This window comes from Micromonospora musae (genome assembly GCF_003626635.1).
In the GTDB taxonomy this organism is placed as follows: Bacteria; Actinomycetota; Actinomycetes; order Mycobacteriales; family Micromonosporaceae; genus Micromonospora; species Micromonospora musae.
This window is the reverse complement of the sequence record NZ_RAZT01000004.1, coordinates 128,942-145,160: the sequence shown is the minus strand read 5'-3', so window position 1 is coordinate 145,160 and position 16,219 is coordinate 128,942. Positions and strand designations below refer to the sequence as shown.

Sequence of the window (16,219 nt, the reverse complement as noted above, 5' to 3'; positions counted from 1 at the left end):
GAGAAGACGAGGGGTCGCGGCTCACTGCCTGGGATCGGTTATCGCGGCCAGCAGACCTTCGAGGTCCTCCTGGCATGGGCCGCAGGCGCGCAGGTGGGCGGCGACTCCTCGGTAGCGCTCTGCCGCCGCCTCGGCGTTCGTGGCGGCCAGTTCGGCGTACAGGTGCAGCACCTCCATCGCCTGGCCGCAGCCCACGTCTTCGGGATCGGTGTGCAGGAAACGGTCGAGTGCGGACATGTCGTTCATCGCTGCGGCTCCGAGGTGTTGCCATGCGGATACCCATTAGCGGCGAGAGCGGTCCGCAGCTTACGCCGGGCATCGAACATGATTTTGTAGATCGCGTTCCGGTTCGAGCCGAGCCGCGCGACCAGGGCATCCAACGGTACGCCGTTCAGCACGATCTCGACGAAGACCTGGCGCTGACGCTCGGTCAGCTCCGTCTCCACCGCCCGGCGCAGCGCGGTGATCAGTTCGCGCCACTCGGACTCCCGGGCCGGGTCGAGGCCGAACCGGTCCGGCAACCGCTCCCACTCCTCGGCCTCCAACGGCACCTGCGGCCGGCGCCAGAAGTGGCGGCCGATCTTGCTCGACACCTCGAAGATCACGAACTTGTAGGCCCAGGTGCTGAAGCGGCTCTCCCCCCGAAACTGGCCGATCTTGCTGGTGATCGCCAGCAGCGCGTCGGCCGCCGCCTGGTGCGCCAGGTCGTCGAGCTCCGGGCCGTCGACGCGCAGCAACCCGCTACGGCGCCGTACCTCGCCGCGCGCGACCCGCAGCAGGAGCTCGTGCAGCCGCACGACAGCCGCCTCCCGCTCCGCGCCGCGACCACCGAGCGTGCGCACCCATTCGGCCGACTCCGGGTCGAGTCGGCCTGAGGTGTCCGGACTGTCGTCCAACGTCGTCGGGTCTGCCGGCATCACGCACCGAACTGTAGCCACGGCCGACCCGGGGCGTCCGCCGGAATCATCGACGGCGGACCGGACCGGGTCGGGCGGGCCGTGGAAGCCTTCGCGGCCCGCGATGTGACGGCGGTCTCCCGGCGGTAAGAACTCGCTCGGAACTCGTCGCCAACGTGACATGACCGATCCGTTCGCGGCAGGACCGCTCTGGTGCCCGGCGCGAACCGAACGAGGAGATTCAGAATGACCCTGCTACAGCCTGGTGAGCGCTTTCCCGCGCTGACGCTGTCCCTACCCGACGGGGAGACCCTGCGAGTGCCCGACGCCCTCGCCGGTGGCTTCGGTGTGGTGCTCTTCTACCGCGGCTCGTGGTGCCCGTACTGCAACGCGCAGCTGCGCGCCTTCCAGCGGTCGCTGGGGAAGCTCGCCGAACTCGGCGTCAAGGTGGTCGCGGTATCGGTCGATGACGAGCCCACGACGAAGCAGACGATCGCCGAGCACGGCCTGGAGTTCCCGGTGGGTCACAGCGCCGACCCGGACGCCTTCGCCGAGGCGACCGGTGCGTTCGTCAACGACGACCCGCGGTATCTCCAGTCGACCGGGTTCGTGCTCGATCCGGAGGGCAAGGTCGTGGTGAGCGTCTACTCCAGCGGGGCGATCGGGCGCCTCGTCCCCGAGGATGTCGCCGGCCTGGTCCGTTACCTGCGCGAGCATCAGGCCGCGTAGCGTCGACCACCGAGGAAGTGACCCAGGAGATGACCAGCAATCCGCCCGCCCTCACTGTGGAGCACCGCGACGGCTGGCGGTTGCGTACGCCCGGCGGTGAGCCGTTCCGCTCCATCGGGATCGTGCACGCCGACGACACCAACCTGCGCTACCCCCACAACCTCGATATTCACCGGTCCCGGTACGGCGGCTCGCGCCGACGTTGGCTCCGCGAGGGCCTGATCCCGGAGATGACGTCGTGGGGATTCAACACCGTGGGCTGGACCTCCGAGTACGTCAGCGGCAGCGGACTGTCCACGGAGGGGCGGGTCGTCGACCTGGGTCACTCGGAGGGGCTACCGCCCGACGAACTCGCCGGCACCGGTGTGCCGTATACGCTCTCGCTGCGGGTCGCCGAGATCGAGCACTGGAACGGCGTGCCGGCGTACCGGGATCCGCGTGAGCCCGCCTTCGCACAGTGGTGCGACCACCTGGCCCGTACGCTGTGCCGGCCCGACGACCCGAACCTGCTCGGCTACTTCCTGGTCGACGTCCCCTGCTGGGGCCGGCACCCGACCGGTGCCGGCTACCCAGCGGCAGAGCTGGCGGCCATCGCCGAGGCGTACTACCGGGTTGCCAGTGAGGCGATCCGGCGGCACGACCCACACCACCTGATCCTGGGCGACCGCTACGGCGGTCGGGTCGGCGCGCCCGAGCCGGTGCTCGATGCCATGGCGTCGTACGTCGACGTTCTCTCCGTACAGCTGTTTCCCGGACCAGAGGCCGGGCGCTTGGAGGCGGCCCTGGACATGGTCGATCGGTGGCACGAACGAACCGGCAGGCCGGTCCTCATCGCCGACACCGGCAACTGGTGTCCGACCGTGATGAGCCCGGGTCGTACCGGTTCCTTCCTCAACCAACGGGAACGCGGCCTGGCTTACGCGGCCTCCGCCGACGCCTTCGCCGAGCGGCCCTGGTGCCTGGGCTGGCACTGGTGCAGTTGGTTGGAGAATCCGCACCGGGGCTTCGGGCTCAAGGACCCGTGGGACGAGCCGTACCGGGACCTCACCGACGTGGTGACCGAGACGAACTCGAGGCTCGGACGACTCGGACCGTGACGGGCCGGCATCGTCGGTGAGACCAGCAGCACGGGAATCCGGCAGGATCCGGGCACGAATACGCTTAATATCCGCCTTTCGGGTAAACGGCGCGTACATGACCTTCAGCCGCCATAGCCTGCAAACAGGAAAGTTCTTCCCGTTTGCGGCTGTCACGACCGGAAGGTAGATCATGAAGCGCAAAACGCTCGCCACTGCCGCGCTCCTCGCCGGGCTCACCGGCGTCGGGGCGCTCCCGGGGCTCGCTCTCGCCGACGGCGGAGGACCGGAGTACCGGCACGACGACCGTGGTGGCCACGGACAGCACCACGAGGACGGCGACGAGGGTGCGCTGTTCGTCCAGACGAACAAGGCGGAGGGCAACACGGTCAAGGTCTACGACCGCGACGACGACGGCCGCCTCTCCCCGAAGGGCGAGTTCGAGACGGGCGGCCTCGGCGGATTCACCGTCGGCGCGCCGGGCGACGCGCTGGCGTCGCAAGGGTCGCTGATCTATCACGACGGGCTGCTGTTCGCGGTCAACGCCGGCAGCAACACCGTGACGGTGTTCCGGGTCGACGGCACCAAGCTCGACAAGCTCCAGGTCGTCTGGTCGCACGGCCTGCTGCCGGTCAGCGTGGCGGTTCGGGGCAACCTGGTCTACGTGCTCAACGCCGGCGGCGAAGGCTCCGTTCAGGGCTTCCGCCTGCACAAGGACCGGCTGTCGCCGATCGAGGGCGCGCACCGGTCACTCGGGCTGCACAACGGGAACCCGCCCGCCTTCATGACCGCCCCGGCCCAGGTCGAGATCGATCCCGAAGGCGAGTTCGTGCTGGTGAGCACGAAGGCCGCCAACGTGATGTTCAGCTACGAGATCGGCCGCCACGGCGAGCTGTCCCGACACCCCGTGATCAGCGACGCCGGCAACACCCCGTTCGGCTTCACCTTCGACACCGAGGACACACTGCTGGTCACCGAATCCGGCAGCAACGAGCTCAGCCGGTTCGAGCTGGAGAAGGACGGCGGACTCGACCAGATCGGACCGTCGGTGCCCAACGGCCAGCAGGCGCCGTGCTGGATCCAGCGCGTCGGCGACTTCTTCTTCGTCGCCAACGCCGGCAGCTCCACCATCAGCTCCTACAAGGTCGACCGCGACGGCAAGCTCGTCCTCGTCAAGGCCGTCGCCGCCGACACCGGCGGTGGCTCGATCGACATGACCGCCAGCGACGGCTTCCTGTACGTCCAGAACGCCGCCGCCGGCAACGTGCAGGGCTACGAGGTGGGCAAGGACGGCTCCCTCAAACTCGTCACCGAGGTGAAGGGGCTGCCGAAGTTCGAGAACGGCATCGGGATGGAAGGCATCGCCGCCTCCTGAGCTCAGCTCCACCGCTGGTCCCGGCCGCAGACGCGACCGGGACCAGCGTTTGTGCGTGAAACTGCCGGAAGCGGCCGCCGTCGCACCGCATCTCGTGAGCGGAACAGCCGTAAGAATCTGGAAATGGATGGCCGCCGATTCGACGACCGGTGCGACGTACTCTGGCGAGCATGTGGACGAAGCGAGTACGGCCGCCGCTGATCTGGGCAAGCGTGACCGTGGTCGTAATCATCGCGGCCTTCGGACTCTTCTGGTTTCAGCCGTGGAAACTGTTCACCGACACTCGCGTCGACGAGGCGCTACCGGTCGCCGAGAGGGCTCCCACACCGACCGGCTCCGCGTCCGCCGACGCTACGTCCCGCCCGGCCGCCACGAGGCCGGGCGCGAATCGAATCGTCTCCGCCGGTGACTTCATCACTCACGAGCATGAAACGACCGGCAGTGCGGAGATCGTCCGGCTCGCCGACGGCCGGCACCAGCTCGTCCTTCGCGATCTCGACACGTCCAACGGGCCGGACCTACGGGTCTGGCTGACCGACCAGCCGGTGAAGAGCGGGCCGGCCGGCTGGCGGGTGTTCGACGACGGCAGCTGGATCGAGGTGGCCCGCCTCAAGGGCAACCGCGGCGACCAGGTGTACGAACTCCCGGCCGCCGTGGATCCGGCGGACTTCCGGAGCGTCTCCATCTGGTGCAAGCGCTTCAGTGTCTCCTTTGGGGCCGCCGACCTGAGAACCACCTGATCCGGCCGGTCGCGCAGGCGCGGAATCGCCTTGCGTCGGCGTCGCGCGGTGGGCCATAGTCGTTCCATGATCTCGTACCGGAAGGGCGGCGACGCCCTGGCGCTGTGAGCGCCCCCGCGCGGCGCAGCGACGCCGCGAATCCTCCACAGGCCGTTCGCAGCGGCAGCCCTCACGACCTGTGGCAGCAGGCCATCCGAATTCGCCAGGAGTGGCTGGACCACGCTCTCTCCACCCAACCGGCTGACAGGTCGACCGCCGAGCGGTGCCTGACCGCCATCTACGCCAGGGCAGCACGGCCCCGACCTCGGTTCGAATGGGTCGACTCGCCGGAGAAGGCACGCCCCCTGATCACCGGCTGGCCCACCCTCGACCAGCTCTACGAGCGGATCAGGGACCCCCGGCCGCGCGGAACACCACCGCTGGCCGGCAGCATCGCCATGATCGCCTCCCAGCTGCGTGGCGCGCTCAGCGCGGGCGTCACCCACACCGATCCCGAACTGTCGCCGGTGCGCAGGAGCAAGACCAAGGAGCCGTGGCCCGAGCTGGCGCCGCTACGCGCGCTCGACAATGGAGTTCCGCTCGCTGTCGTGCTGCACCAAGGCGTACGCACGGCACTGCACCGCAGCCTCGCGCACGGGTACTACCTGCCCGTACGCGCGGCCCTCGCCGGTGACGCTGCGCTGCCGGTGTGCTGGTACGGGCAGCAGGACGCGTCATGGATCGCCTACTACGACGTGCTGCGGCGACTCGGCCTCGCCCGGTACGGGCCGGACGAAGCCGAACACCTCGACGCCTGGGCCGGCCTGGCCCGCTCCTGCGGCTGGTGGTGGCCCGGCGAGGACGTCTGCGTCGTGGTGGACCGGCCCGAAACGATACGAACCGAGCCGGTCTCCCGAACAGCGCACGACCAGATCCGGCTCCAACCTCGCGGCCTGCGCCACCGCGACGGCTGGGAGCCACTCCTGACCAGGTGACCTGAGTCGCCAGCGCAGGTGCGCGAACGACGGCCGCCGCAAAGTCGGTAGGAACGGTCAGAGCCTCCACGGCAATCCTTCTCCGTGGAGGCTCTGACCACTGCTTGCGAACCGGTTCGGCTAACTCACGGGCGCGGGTCCTCCTGGACCTTCAGGGCGTTGAGGATCGGGTCGCCCTCGCCCTTCTCGCGACTGAGCTCGATCTTCAGATCGCCGCCGGTGTGCGCGACGGTGACCGTGTTCAGCTCCGCGGTCAGCGCACCCGCCCTCGCCTGGACGTCGTGGTCGTAGAGCACGACCTTGCCGTCGACCAGGACGTCGAAGGCACGCTCGCCGGCCTTGACCTTCTCGATCTCCGCGAAGTCGAGGCCGATCCGGTACGTCCCGGCGGGGGCGTTCTTGAACACGTAGCTGAACGTCTTGCCGGTCCGCTGGGTGCGGAGCAGCGCGTCGTCCTCGGTGCCGGCGATGTCGGCCTTGGTGGTACGCGCCTTGCCGCCGACGTAGCCCCACGGCCGCGAACCGAGCGCCTGGTCGGGCGACCAGAAGAAGCCGGCTGCATCGACGTACCCTGATCCGCCCACGTCGACGCCCCTCCAGTAGGCCGAGGTCGCCAGGCGGACCGGCTTGAGCTGGGTCTCGCCCTTGCCGGCGTTCGTCGCCACGAGCACGTCCCCGACGAGTACGCCGGGCTTGACGCCGGCGTTGTCGGCCGTCGCCGTGACCGTGGTGGACGCCCCGGCCGCCAGCGTGACCGTGCCGGTCGTGGCCGCGCCCTTGAGGCTCAGCCACGGAAGGTCGGCGGCCTCGTGCCCGCCGTCGCTGGTGCGCTGCTGCTCGCTGATCCGCACCTGGAGCGGGGCGGAGCCGGTGTTGGTGACGGTCACGTCGGCCGTCGCCTTCTGGCCCTTGTCGAGGAGCCAGTCGAGGTCAGCTCCGGTGACGGTGGCGATGCCCGTGGTCAACGCCGTGTCGACGACCTCGGCCTGGTCCTTCTTGGCGATGGTCACGGGGTGGCTGGCGGTGACGTAGTTCGGCGACGACACCTCCACGGTGTTCTCGCCGACCAGCGCCTGGGCCTTCCACCGACCCTTCGCGTCGGTCGTGATGACCCGTTCACCGTTCGGCCCCTTGAGCGTGATGATCGCGCCCGCCATCGGCTTACCGTCGTTCTTGTCGGTGACCGTGCCCTCGATCGTGCCCGCGGCCGGGAGGGTGTACTCCAGCCCCAGGCCGGCCTTGAGGATGGGCTGGTCGAAGGAGTACTGACCCGCGGGGTTGCGGGTCAGGCTCTCCACGCCGACCGTCGCCGACGACCCCCGGGTGAGGGGGTTGTCGCCGCCGACGCCGTCGCCGTACCCGATCTGGATCCGGCCGTCCGCGATCAGGGTGACCGAGAAGCTCACCCGGGCCGCCGGCTCGCCGTAGAAGGTGGCGTTGCGCCACTCGATGACCTCAGCGGCCAGGCCGTCCACCTCGGTTCTGCCGAAGTAGATGTTCGCCTCGTCGTCGACGACCAGGTCGTCCCAGAACGGATAGATCGCGTCGAACGTGTACGGCGACGGCAGCTCCGTGTTGCTCCCCACGGCGCTGGCCCGGTCGAAGATCAGCTGGCCGTTCGTCGTCACGCACACGCCGTCCCAGGCCGTGTCGTAGAACGGGAACAGGAAGCTGGAGTCGAACCACAGCACGCCGCAGCTGTCGTCGCCGTGCCACCCGGACTCCTCAGTGCCCTGGCGGTAGAGCCCGTCGGTCACCTTCATCGAGTACGAGCGACCGGCCGGGGCCACCGGCACGGGGCCCGGATCCGGCTGCTCGGGCTGGGGATCCGGCTCCGCCACGTCAGCCCGCGGGTCGAGCGTCACCCGCAGCGCGGCGACGGTCGGGGGCTTCAGACCCTTCGAGCCCCGCAGCTCCACCGTCAGCGGACCACCCTCGTGCTTCACGACGGCGGTGCGCCAGTCGGCGGTGTTCTGCCCCACTGCCGCGGCCGGGTCGTACGCGTACTCCGTCAGCGACCCGTCCACGACGACGTCGAAGACCCGCTTACCCTTGGCCACCTTCTCGATCTCGGCGAACCCGAGATCGATCGCGTAGGTGCCCTTGGGCGCGTCGGGGAAGCGGTAGAACAACTGCTTGTCGTTCGTGGTGCGCTGCGACTGGAACAGGATGTCGTCCGTCGTGCCCTCGATCCCGGCCTTCGTGGAGGTGACCTTCGTCTTCCCCTCGTAGCCCCACGCCTTCTTGCTGGCGGGTTGGTCGGCGGACCAGGTGTAGCCGGAGCCGTCGGTGAGCTTCGCGCCGCCGGCGTTGATGCCGACCTGGTACTTCGTGGTGGTGAGCGTCACCGGGACGTACGTCTTGGACTGGCGTCCGGAGTCGGACCGCACCACGATGTTCGCGCCGAGGACTCCCGGCTTGGCGTCCTTCGAGGAGATCGAGACCTTGACGGTCGTCGACGCGCCCGGGGCGAGGGTGCCGCCGGCCGAGGAGAGCGACAGCCACGGCAGGTCGGTGAGCAGGTCGTCCTCGACGTCGACCAGTACGACGTCGTCGGCGACCTGGTCCGCCGCCCACAGCGCCCCGGTCGAGTCGGTCTCGAGGCCGCCGCCCTGCGTCGCCTTCTGACCCGGGAACCACCACGCGTTGACGAGCGAGCAGTCGTCCGGGTCGACCTGCAGCAGGCGGGTGGGCCGGTTCGTGGTGAGGTCGGTGTACCAGATGGTGTCGGAGGCCTGGTTGTAGGCCAGACCCATCACCTCGGGCAGCGGCGGGGCGCAGAAGGAGAGCAGCGCGCCCGCGTTGTCGTGCGACGTCCCGGCGACGGTTCCGATCATGCCGTTCGCCCGGCCACCGACGTAGAACACGTCCTCCGTCGGGTTGTAGGCGAGTCCGGTCAGCTGCAGGGTGGACCAGTCACCCTTGACCTGCCGGGTCTCCTTCCCGGTCTTCCGGTCGAAGCAGTGGATGAAGCTGGCCGGGCTGTCCTCCATCTGGCACATGTCACCGGTCTTGGTGTCGAGCGCCATGTCGAAGGCCCGGTACGCGGGGTTCCACGACGCGTCGAAGACCTTCCCGGTCGGCTTGCCCGTCACCGTGTAGGCGGTGTTGGTCCGCTTGTTGTAGTCGTGGACCCAGACGTCGCCGTCGTACCCGACGCCCGAGGGCTCCTTCTCGGCGATCGTGCCCGGGATGGGGATCCGGGTGATGACGTCGCCGCCGGAGGTCGGGCCGACCTTGCCGGCCGCCTGTGCCTCCGCGGCCTTCGCCGTCGCGGCCTTGCCGTCGGCGTTCGACGGCTTCATGCCGCTCGCGCCGGCCCTCCACGCGGTGAGGTCGATCGTGCTGTCCGCACCCGTCCCGGTGCGCGCGGTGGCGCCCGTGGCGTCGAGCTCGGGGTGGCGCGCGGCCTCGCCCAAGGTGTACGTGAGCGGGGCGGAGCCGTTGTTGGTCAGCGTCAGCGAGCCCACACCGTTCTGGTCGGTGCCGAGCAGCGCGTCGAGGCCGTCGGCCTTCAGCCCGGCGACACCCGTGGTCAGCCGCGCGTCGACCTTGGCCTTCGCGTAGAGCTTGTCGAGGGAGAAGGGGTACGTCCCGATCTGGTAGTTCGGCGCGTCCACCGTCATGGTGTAGTCGCCGACCGGAAGCTGGCGATGCACGACGCCCGTGCCGTCGGTCGTGACGGTCTCGACGAGCCCGGACTTGTTCGAGAAGGAGACCTCGGCCCCGGCCACCGGCTGTCCGTCGTTCTGGTCGACGACCGTCGCGTCGAGGTAACCGAAGTCAGGCAGGTCGTAGGTGACGACCATCCCGTCGTGCAGCACCGGGGCGCTCTCGGAGAACCGGATGCCGTCGACGCCAGCCCAGCCCTGGATGCCGGTGGTGGCGGTGGCGCCGGCGGTCACCGGGTCGTCGGTCCCGACGCCGTCGCCGTACCCGAAGATCACGGTGCCGGAGCGGGTGAGCGTGGCCGAGTAGCTGACCGGCTCCGTGTACTCCGTCCGGGTCGGATAGGCCCAGAGCTTGGCGTTGCGGAACTCGACGACGAACGCGTCCTCGCCGTTGACCTTGGTGGCTGCGGTGAAGACTCCCCCACCGGGCGCGAACTCCACGGGGGTCTGGAGCCAGAACGGGAAGACGCCCGCACCGCCGCTGCCGGGTCCGGTGGAGGTGTCCGGGGAGATGACGCCGCGCAGGCTCACACCGAGGGTGTCGTGGCTGCCGTTGTAGAGCGCGATCGGGAACGGCAGCTTCACCGTCGCCCACACGCCGCTCGGGAACTCGACCGGGTCGGTACCGCGCAGGTACTCGCCCTCGGAGACGGCGCAGCTGTAGCCGCCCTTGTCGACGACGAGCCCGACGGAGATCTCGAGCGACTCGTTCTGCGCGCCGACGTTCAGCGGGACGGTGGTGGGCGAGAAACAGGCGTTGGGCTTGACGTTCAGCGTGTACCCGCCCTCCGGAACACCGGCGACCGTGAACGCGCCGTTGGCGTCCGTGCGTACCGCCTTCAGCGGCGTCTCCTTGACGGTCACGTCGGCGTTCGGGACGGGCTGCTTCTTGTCGTCGACGACCCGGCCGCTGATGTCGTGCTTCGCGGCGGCCGTGAGCGGCAGCTTGACCGAGCTGTCCTGGCCGAGGGAGATCGTGACGTCGGCGGTCGCGGTCAGGTAGCCGAAGACCTTGGTGCTGAGCCGGTAGTCGCCGACCGGCAGGTTCGTCGTGAACCGGCCGTCCTCGTCGGTTCCGATCGACCGGCTGAACGGTCCGCTGATCGTCACCTCGGCAGCGGGGACCGGCTTGCCGTCGGCGGTGACGACACCGGTGAGGGTGCCGCCCTGCCGGGGCGCGAGCTCGAGCAGGCGGACGAGGTCGAGTCGGCCTTCGCCGTACTTGTTGTTGAAGTCGGCGGTGCCGCCGCACTCGGTGTCGTCGACGTCGACGGCCGAATCGGCGAGCAGGCGTCGGGTCTCCTCGACCTGCCCGATGAGGGTCGGGTCGTAGCTCCACAGGTCGGCGACGGCGCCGGCGACGTGGGGAGCCGCCATCGAGGTGCCGGCCATCTCGGTGTAGCTGTTGTTCGGGTACGACGAGAGGACGGCGACGCCCGGAGCGGAGATCTCGGGCTTGATCCGGTCACCTTCGCCCTCGCCCTTGCGGGAGAAGGACGCGAGGTTGCCGTCCGAGTCGTAGGCGCCGACGGAGTAGGCGCTCGTGGCCGAGCCGGGCGAGGAGACGGTGTCGCAGGCCGCGTACGGCGTGGTGTTGCCCGAGGACCAGACGCTGAAGATGCCCGCGGCGCTCCAGGCCTCGTCGATGGCCTGGAAGAAGTCGTCGAAGGCGTGCTCGACGGTCTGGCCCCACGAGTTGTTGACGACGTGCGGGCGCTTGGACGGGTCGGGGTTGTTCCCCTGGAGGTCGGTCGGGGCGAGCAGCCACCAGCCGGACGCCAGCAGCGACTCGACGCCGCTGCTGTCGCAGCAGCCGTTCGTCGCGATCCACTGCGCGTCCGGGGCGACACCGACGTGGTTGGTGCCGTCGACGCCGACCATGGTGCCCATGGTGTGCGTGCCGTGTCCGTTGTCGTCACACGGCGCGCCCGTGCACGTGCCCCGGGTGGCCATCCAGTTGTAGTTGTGGTCGACCGTGCCGTCGGCCTTCGTGCCGCGGTACTGGTGCACCAGGGCGGGGTGGTCGAACTGGACCCCCGAGTCGAGGTTGGAGACGGTGATGCCGGCACCGGTGGCGCCCATGGCCCACGCCTGCGGGGCGTGGATGGCGTCCAGACCCCACGTGACCGTGCCGTCGTCGGCGGCGGCCTTCGGGCTGGCCGGGCGGGCCGCCCGGTCGGCCGGGGTCTCCTCCTCCACGGGGTCGACCAGCGCCACCTGCGGCGTCGCGTGGATCTCGGCGACCTGCCCGACCGAGGCGACGTCGAGCGCGAGCTGCTGCGTGCCGCCCTTGACGAGCACGGCGTTGACGAGCGGGTAGGACGTGTACTTCACGCCCGCCTCGTCGAGCTCGGCGGTGACGGACGCCGCGGAGCTTTTCGCTGCTGCTTTCAAGGCGTCGTAGACGAACTGACCACGAGCGGTCCAGTCGGTGATCTTCTTCGCCGGCCCGAGGTCGGCCTTGGTGTCGAAGGTGATCCAGAAGTCGGAGGCCGGCTGCGTGCGGAAGCGGTCCTTCAGGTTCGACGCGATCTTGTTGGCGGCCGCGCCGGGATCCGGCTCGGCGGCCGACGCCGGTGGCGCCTGGATCGCGCTCAGGCCGACCGCTACGGCAAGTGTTGCCGCGAGGGCTTTGAGTCTCATGGGGGGTCCTTCGGCCTACAGGGGCTGGTAGGGGTCGTGGCTCTGGTGGTCGCCGGCACCATCCGTACCGTCGGGGTCGCGGGCGTCGAGGGTGCCGCCGGGGTGCGGCTCGCGCGGCAGCTCGGGTGGTGGCTGGTGCTCGATGGCCGAGTCGTTCCGCACGACAGGTCGCTCAGGCATGCACTGCCCAAGGGCTATGAATCATGGAGTCATGCTCGGCGCGCCGAGTGCCCGTCGCTATCCAGTGGATACGTCAATTTTCACGACGGTTCATCGAGAGGATCTTCTTCGGCGAAGACTCCGGCCTCCACCGCCTTGACCGCGAGCGCGGTCCGCGAGGTCACCTTCAACTTGCGCATCGCCGCACGCAGCTGCTGATCCACAGTGGCCGGGGACTTGGCCAGGATCCGGCTGATCTCCCGGTTCGTCTTGCCGGCGACAACCAGTTGGACCACGTCGAGCTCGCGAGGCGAGAGCTGGTCGCCGTACCCTCGTCGCCCGCCGCGCCACAGCCGCGGGACCTCGGCGCCGTGCTCGCGAAGCCGCTGGGCGACCCGGTCCGCGTCGCCGCGGGCGCCGAGCCGGAACAGCTGCTCGTACTGTGCGGCCAGCAGCTCCCGGCCTTTGTCGCTCTGGCCCTGCGCGATGAGTGACTCGGCTTGACGCTCGCGGGCGAGCATCGCGTCGTAGGGACGCGGCAGCGCGCCCCAGGCGCACGCCGCCCGGTCGTACGCCGTCGCCGCCCGGGCGTGGTCTCCGGCCGCGGCGAGCAGCAGGGCACGACACACGGTGAGCGCGGCGCGCGGCGCGGGCGCCGTACGGTCACGCAGTCCCCTGGCGAACTGGTCGCCCAGGCGGGTCGCGGACTTGAGGTCGCCCGCGGCGAGGTGCGCCTCGATCCGGGCGGGGACGAGGTCCGTCGCCCAGACCCAGATGCCTTTGCTCCGAACCGTCTCCATCGGCTCGTCCGTGATCTGCAGCGCCCGTCCGCTGTTTCCGTCCGTCAGCCACAGTCGGGCCAGCGCGGCGGCGGCCTCCATCGTGTCGTCGACCGCGCCGAGCCGGGCGGACTCCTCGAGGACCAGCCGGAACTGCTCCTCCGCGGCGCGCCGCCGTCCGGCTGCGGCGGCCAGCCGGGCCGCGAGCCGAATGCTGCCCAGGTAGTGCGCCGGACGGTCTCGGTCGGCGTCGGCGAGTGCCGCGCTCCGCTCCGCGAGGCCCTCCCACCGGCCGGTGAGCCACGCCAGGTTGGCCTGTTCGAGCCGGACGTTGTACTGCAACCGGGACGCCTGCTCGGCCTCGGCGAGGCGCATGGCCACGGCGAGGTGCTCCTCCGCGTCGGCGTACCGACCCCAGATCAGTGCCCCGGTCCCGACGTTCGCGTGGATGCGGGCCACGTCGAGCCGCTCCGCCGAGGTCGCGCCGTCGACAGGCAGGTCGGCGACGACGTCCCAGGCCTCCTCCTCGCCGAGCATGAGCAGCGCGGCGGCTCGGTTGCCGGCCAGGTTCAACCGCTCGGCGGGAGAGTCGAATCCGGCGGTGAGCTCGGCGGCGCGATCCAGCCAACGCCGATGAGTCGACGCCGGCCACGGCCCCGCATAGGCCCAGCCGAGATAGGTCATGGCCCGAGCCGCCTCGACCGGGTCATGGTCGAGGTTGGCCACCGCCTGTTCGAGCTCGCCGAGGGCGGCCTGCGCCTCGCCCCCGGTGATCAACAGCCGACCCAGGGGGTTGCGGATCTCGGCCTGCTGGCGGGCCGAGAGACCGGGGGTCTCCAGCACCGAGCGCAGGGTACGGATCACCCGGTGGTAGACCTCGTCGACCGGTTCACGCCGGCCCAGTGCGGCCACCCCGGCGATGCGCGCGACCCGGGCCCGATCCCCCGGCGGCAGCTCGGACGACGACAACAGATCGACCAGCAGGTCGACCGCCTTCGTGTGGTCACCCGAGGCCATGGCCAGCTCGGCGCCCTGCTCGGCGTACCGCGCCCAGGACCGCGTCTCACCCGCCTCACGGAAGTGACGGGCAAGACGGGCCACCCGCGGCGGATGGATCTCCTCCAACGCCCGGCCGGCCAGTAGGTGCAAGTGCCTGCGGTCGGTCAACGGGATCGCTTCGTAGACGGCCGTGGCGGCCAGCACATGCCGGAACCGCCACTGGCCGCGGTCGTCCCCGTCCAGGACGCCGGCATCGGCCGCCTCCGCGATAGCGCCGCGACACGCAGCTGGTGACAGACCGGCGGTCACCGCGATCGTGGCCACCGACGCGCGCTCGGCCAACGTGGCCGCGGCTCGCAACACCTGCTGCGCCCCCGGCGACAGACGTCCCACCCGCTCCCGGGTGGAGTCACGCACCGTCGGCGGCACCTGCAGCTCACGCAGCTTCAGCCGCACCCACTGCCCGTCGCGGAAGACGAGGTCGGCGCGGTCGCACATGAGGCGAACCGACTCCTCCAGCGCCAGCGGAACACCGCCGGTCCGCTCGTGCATGAACGTCGTGAACTCCTGCGATATCGGGTTGCCGTCCAGCATCGAGGAGATCAGCGCCGCCGTGTCGGGGGGTCCCATCGGCGCCAGGGCGATCCTCAGCTGGGTCACGCCGGCAGGCAACCGGGACGTCAGCCGCAGCAACAGCGATCCGACGTCCACCTCCTCCGGCCGATAGGAGATCACGAGGCTCGGCCCGTCCGACTGCTGCCGGGAGGTGACGAAGAGCAGGAACTCCAGAGTCACCTCGTCGGCCCAGTGCGCGTCCTCGAGCACGAGAACGTCGACACGCAGCGCCCGGAGCAGCTCGTCCAAGGCGCGGAACAGGCGATGCCGCGCCGCCTTCGCGTCGTCCAAAGGCTGAAGTGCGGGCGGCAGGTCAGCGGACCACTCAGGGAACAGCGGCCGTAACGCACCCGCGAGGTCGGTGAGCGGCAACCGCGACACCGGCCCGTCGATCCCCCGGAACGCGTCGACGACCGGCCCCAACGTGAGCGACTCGCGAAGCGGGGGGCACACCGAGACCAGGGCGGTGCGCTGGTCCGGCGCGGCCAACCACTCTCGCAGCAGTCGACTCTTCCCGATCCCTGCCTCGCCCTCCACCAGCACGATCGCCGGCGGCCGGGCCAAGGCGTCCCGGAGCGCCGCCATCTCCCGATCACGACCAACGAAGTGCGGCGTGGAAACTGTCGGTGAAGTTGTGTTGTCCTCCGGCGAGGGGTCGAGCATGCGTGATGATCTCCCTCTTCGCTGCTCGGGCGCAAGAGCATCCCACGACTCGCCTCGCGGGACGCTCAGCCCGACCTCGAGCTGACGCCGTCGAGCGATGGCAGGCCCGCCGCCTCCGGGACAACTTCGTCGGCGACAAGGTGCATGGCCGAGCGCCCCGATGGGCCGCGAGACGCCAGGGCCCCGGCAAATTCGTCAGGTAATGCCGAGTAGTGCCAGTGGGCGGGTGCTGTCACGGGCGTGCTGTCGGTTGGCGGCGGCGATGTTGGTGACCCCGGTCAGGCGTAGGGCGCCGATGGCGGCGTTGCGTAGGGCGGGCCATGACTTCGGGGCCGGTGCCGGTGCGGCTCTGGCTGCGGTCTTCGTCGTACGTGACGTCGGGGACCCAGTGGATCTTGTCTTTACCAGTGGCCGCGGATCCGCTCCGCCAGTTGTGCCGGTCTCGCCTGGTCGACGCGGAGGTCGGCGATGGCGTGGACGGTCTCGGTGGTGAAGCGTTTCGGCTGGTCCAGGCGGCGTCTACGGCGGCGGATCTGAATGGCTTGGGCGGCGTGCGGGAAGTCGATGCCGGTGGAGGTCGTCAGGATCCTCAGGCTGCGGATCTCGCGGCGGCCGTGCCCGCGGTCGCAGTCGCGGGTGGCGTCCGGGACTGTCCGCCAGGGCAGGCCGGTGAGTTGGCGGTGCAGGTGGGGCTGGTTGCCTTTGATGATCTTCCGGTCGGGTCATGCCCGTCTTGCTGCCACCAACAGCGGCGCTTCCCCTCCAACTTCCACAAGCCAGACCCCGTCACGCGACTTTGCCGGGGCCCTGACCCGGGACGACACTCATGACCCTGGTCACGCCCAACACCAGCACGGGTCGCCTACGGTGACGTCCTCTGGCGGCTACATGGCGCGGCCC

Annotated in this window: 10 protein-coding genes; 5 read left to right on the top strand and 5 right to left on the bottom strand. The window is 70.0% G+C overall.

All coding sequences use genetic code 11. The features are described from left to right. Nucleotides 1-21: 21 nt before the first annotated feature. Nucleotides 22-246, bottom strand: a complete 225-nt coding sequence (locus tag D7044_RS09455) for a hypothetical protein (protein ID WP_120688569.1) — start codon at nucleotides 244-246, stop codon at nucleotides 22-24. After that, on the bottom strand, nucleotides 243-917 hold the full coding sequence (locus D7044_RS09450) for a sigma-70 family RNA polymerase sigma factor (RefSeq protein ID WP_120688755.1): 675 nt from the start codon (nucleotides 915-917) through the stop codon (nucleotides 243-245). The genes D7044_RS09455 and D7044_RS09450 overlap by 4 nt, the downstream gene beginning before the upstream one ends. A gap of 225 nt (nucleotides 918-1,142) precedes the next feature. Here D7044_RS09450 and D7044_RS09445 point away from each other — a divergent pair, with 225 nt between their 5' ends. The 5 genes from D7044_RS09445 to D7044_RS09425 all read left to right on the top strand — a co-directional run bounded on the left by D7044_RS09445 (nucleotide 1,143) and on the right by D7044_RS09425 (nucleotide 5,790). Beyond that, entirely contained in the window at nucleotides 1,143-1,625 is a 483-nt protein-coding gene (locus D7044_RS09445; RefSeq protein WP_120688568.1) for a peroxiredoxin family protein, read from the top strand. Between the two features lie 17 nt (nucleotides 1,626-1,642). Continuing rightward, nucleotides 1,643-2,722: a glycoside hydrolase 5 family protein gene (locus D7044_RS09440; protein WP_199716552.1), complete on the top strand. Its 1,080-nt coding sequence runs from the start codon at nucleotides 1,643-1,645 to the stop codon at nucleotides 2,720-2,722. Nucleotides 2,723-2,894: 172 nt separating this feature from the next. Continuing rightward, nucleotides 2,895-4,076, top strand: a complete 1,182-nt coding sequence (locus tag D7044_RS09435) for a lactonase family protein (protein WP_120688567.1) — start codon at nucleotides 2,895-2,897, stop codon at nucleotides 4,074-4,076. A gap of 170 nt (nucleotides 4,077-4,246) precedes the next feature. After that, nucleotides 4,247-4,816 (top strand): DM13 domain-containing protein, encoded by a 570-nt coding sequence (locus D7044_RS09430; RefSeq protein ID WP_120688566.1) that lies wholly within the window; start codon nucleotides 4,247-4,249, stop codon nucleotides 4,814-4,816. Between the two features lie 104 nt (nucleotides 4,817-4,920). Beyond that, the gene (locus D7044_RS09425; protein ID WP_120688565.1) at nucleotides 4,921-5,790 is read left to right on the top strand and encodes a DUF6745 domain-containing protein; all 870 of its coding nucleotides are present in this window, start codon (nucleotides 4,921-4,923) and stop codon (nucleotides 5,788-5,790) included. A gap of 125 nt (nucleotides 5,791-5,915) precedes the next feature. Here the strand turns inward: D7044_RS09425 and D7044_RS09420 are convergent, their stop codons facing one another. From D7044_RS09420 to D7044_RS09415, 3 genes are all read right to left on the bottom strand, one after another. Then, the gene (locus tag D7044_RS09420) at nucleotides 5,916-12,104 is read right to left on the bottom strand and encodes a S8 family serine peptidase (RefSeq protein WP_120688564.1); all 6,189 of its coding nucleotides are present in this window, start codon (nucleotides 12,102-12,104) and stop codon (nucleotides 5,916-5,918) included. A gap of 15 nt (nucleotides 12,105-12,119) precedes the next feature. Continuing rightward, nucleotides 12,120-12,266: a hypothetical protein gene (locus tag D7044_RS32330; protein WP_158609970.1), complete on the bottom strand. Its 147-nt coding sequence runs from the start codon at nucleotides 12,264-12,266 to the stop codon at nucleotides 12,120-12,122. 98 nt (nucleotides 12,267-12,364) lie between these two features. Beyond that, nucleotides 12,365-15,319 (bottom strand): ATP-binding protein, encoded by a 2,955-nt coding sequence (locus D7044_RS09415; protein WP_120688563.1) that lies wholly within the window; start codon nucleotides 15,317-15,319, stop codon nucleotides 12,365-12,367. Between the last annotated feature and the right edge of the window lie 900 nt (nucleotides 15,320-16,219).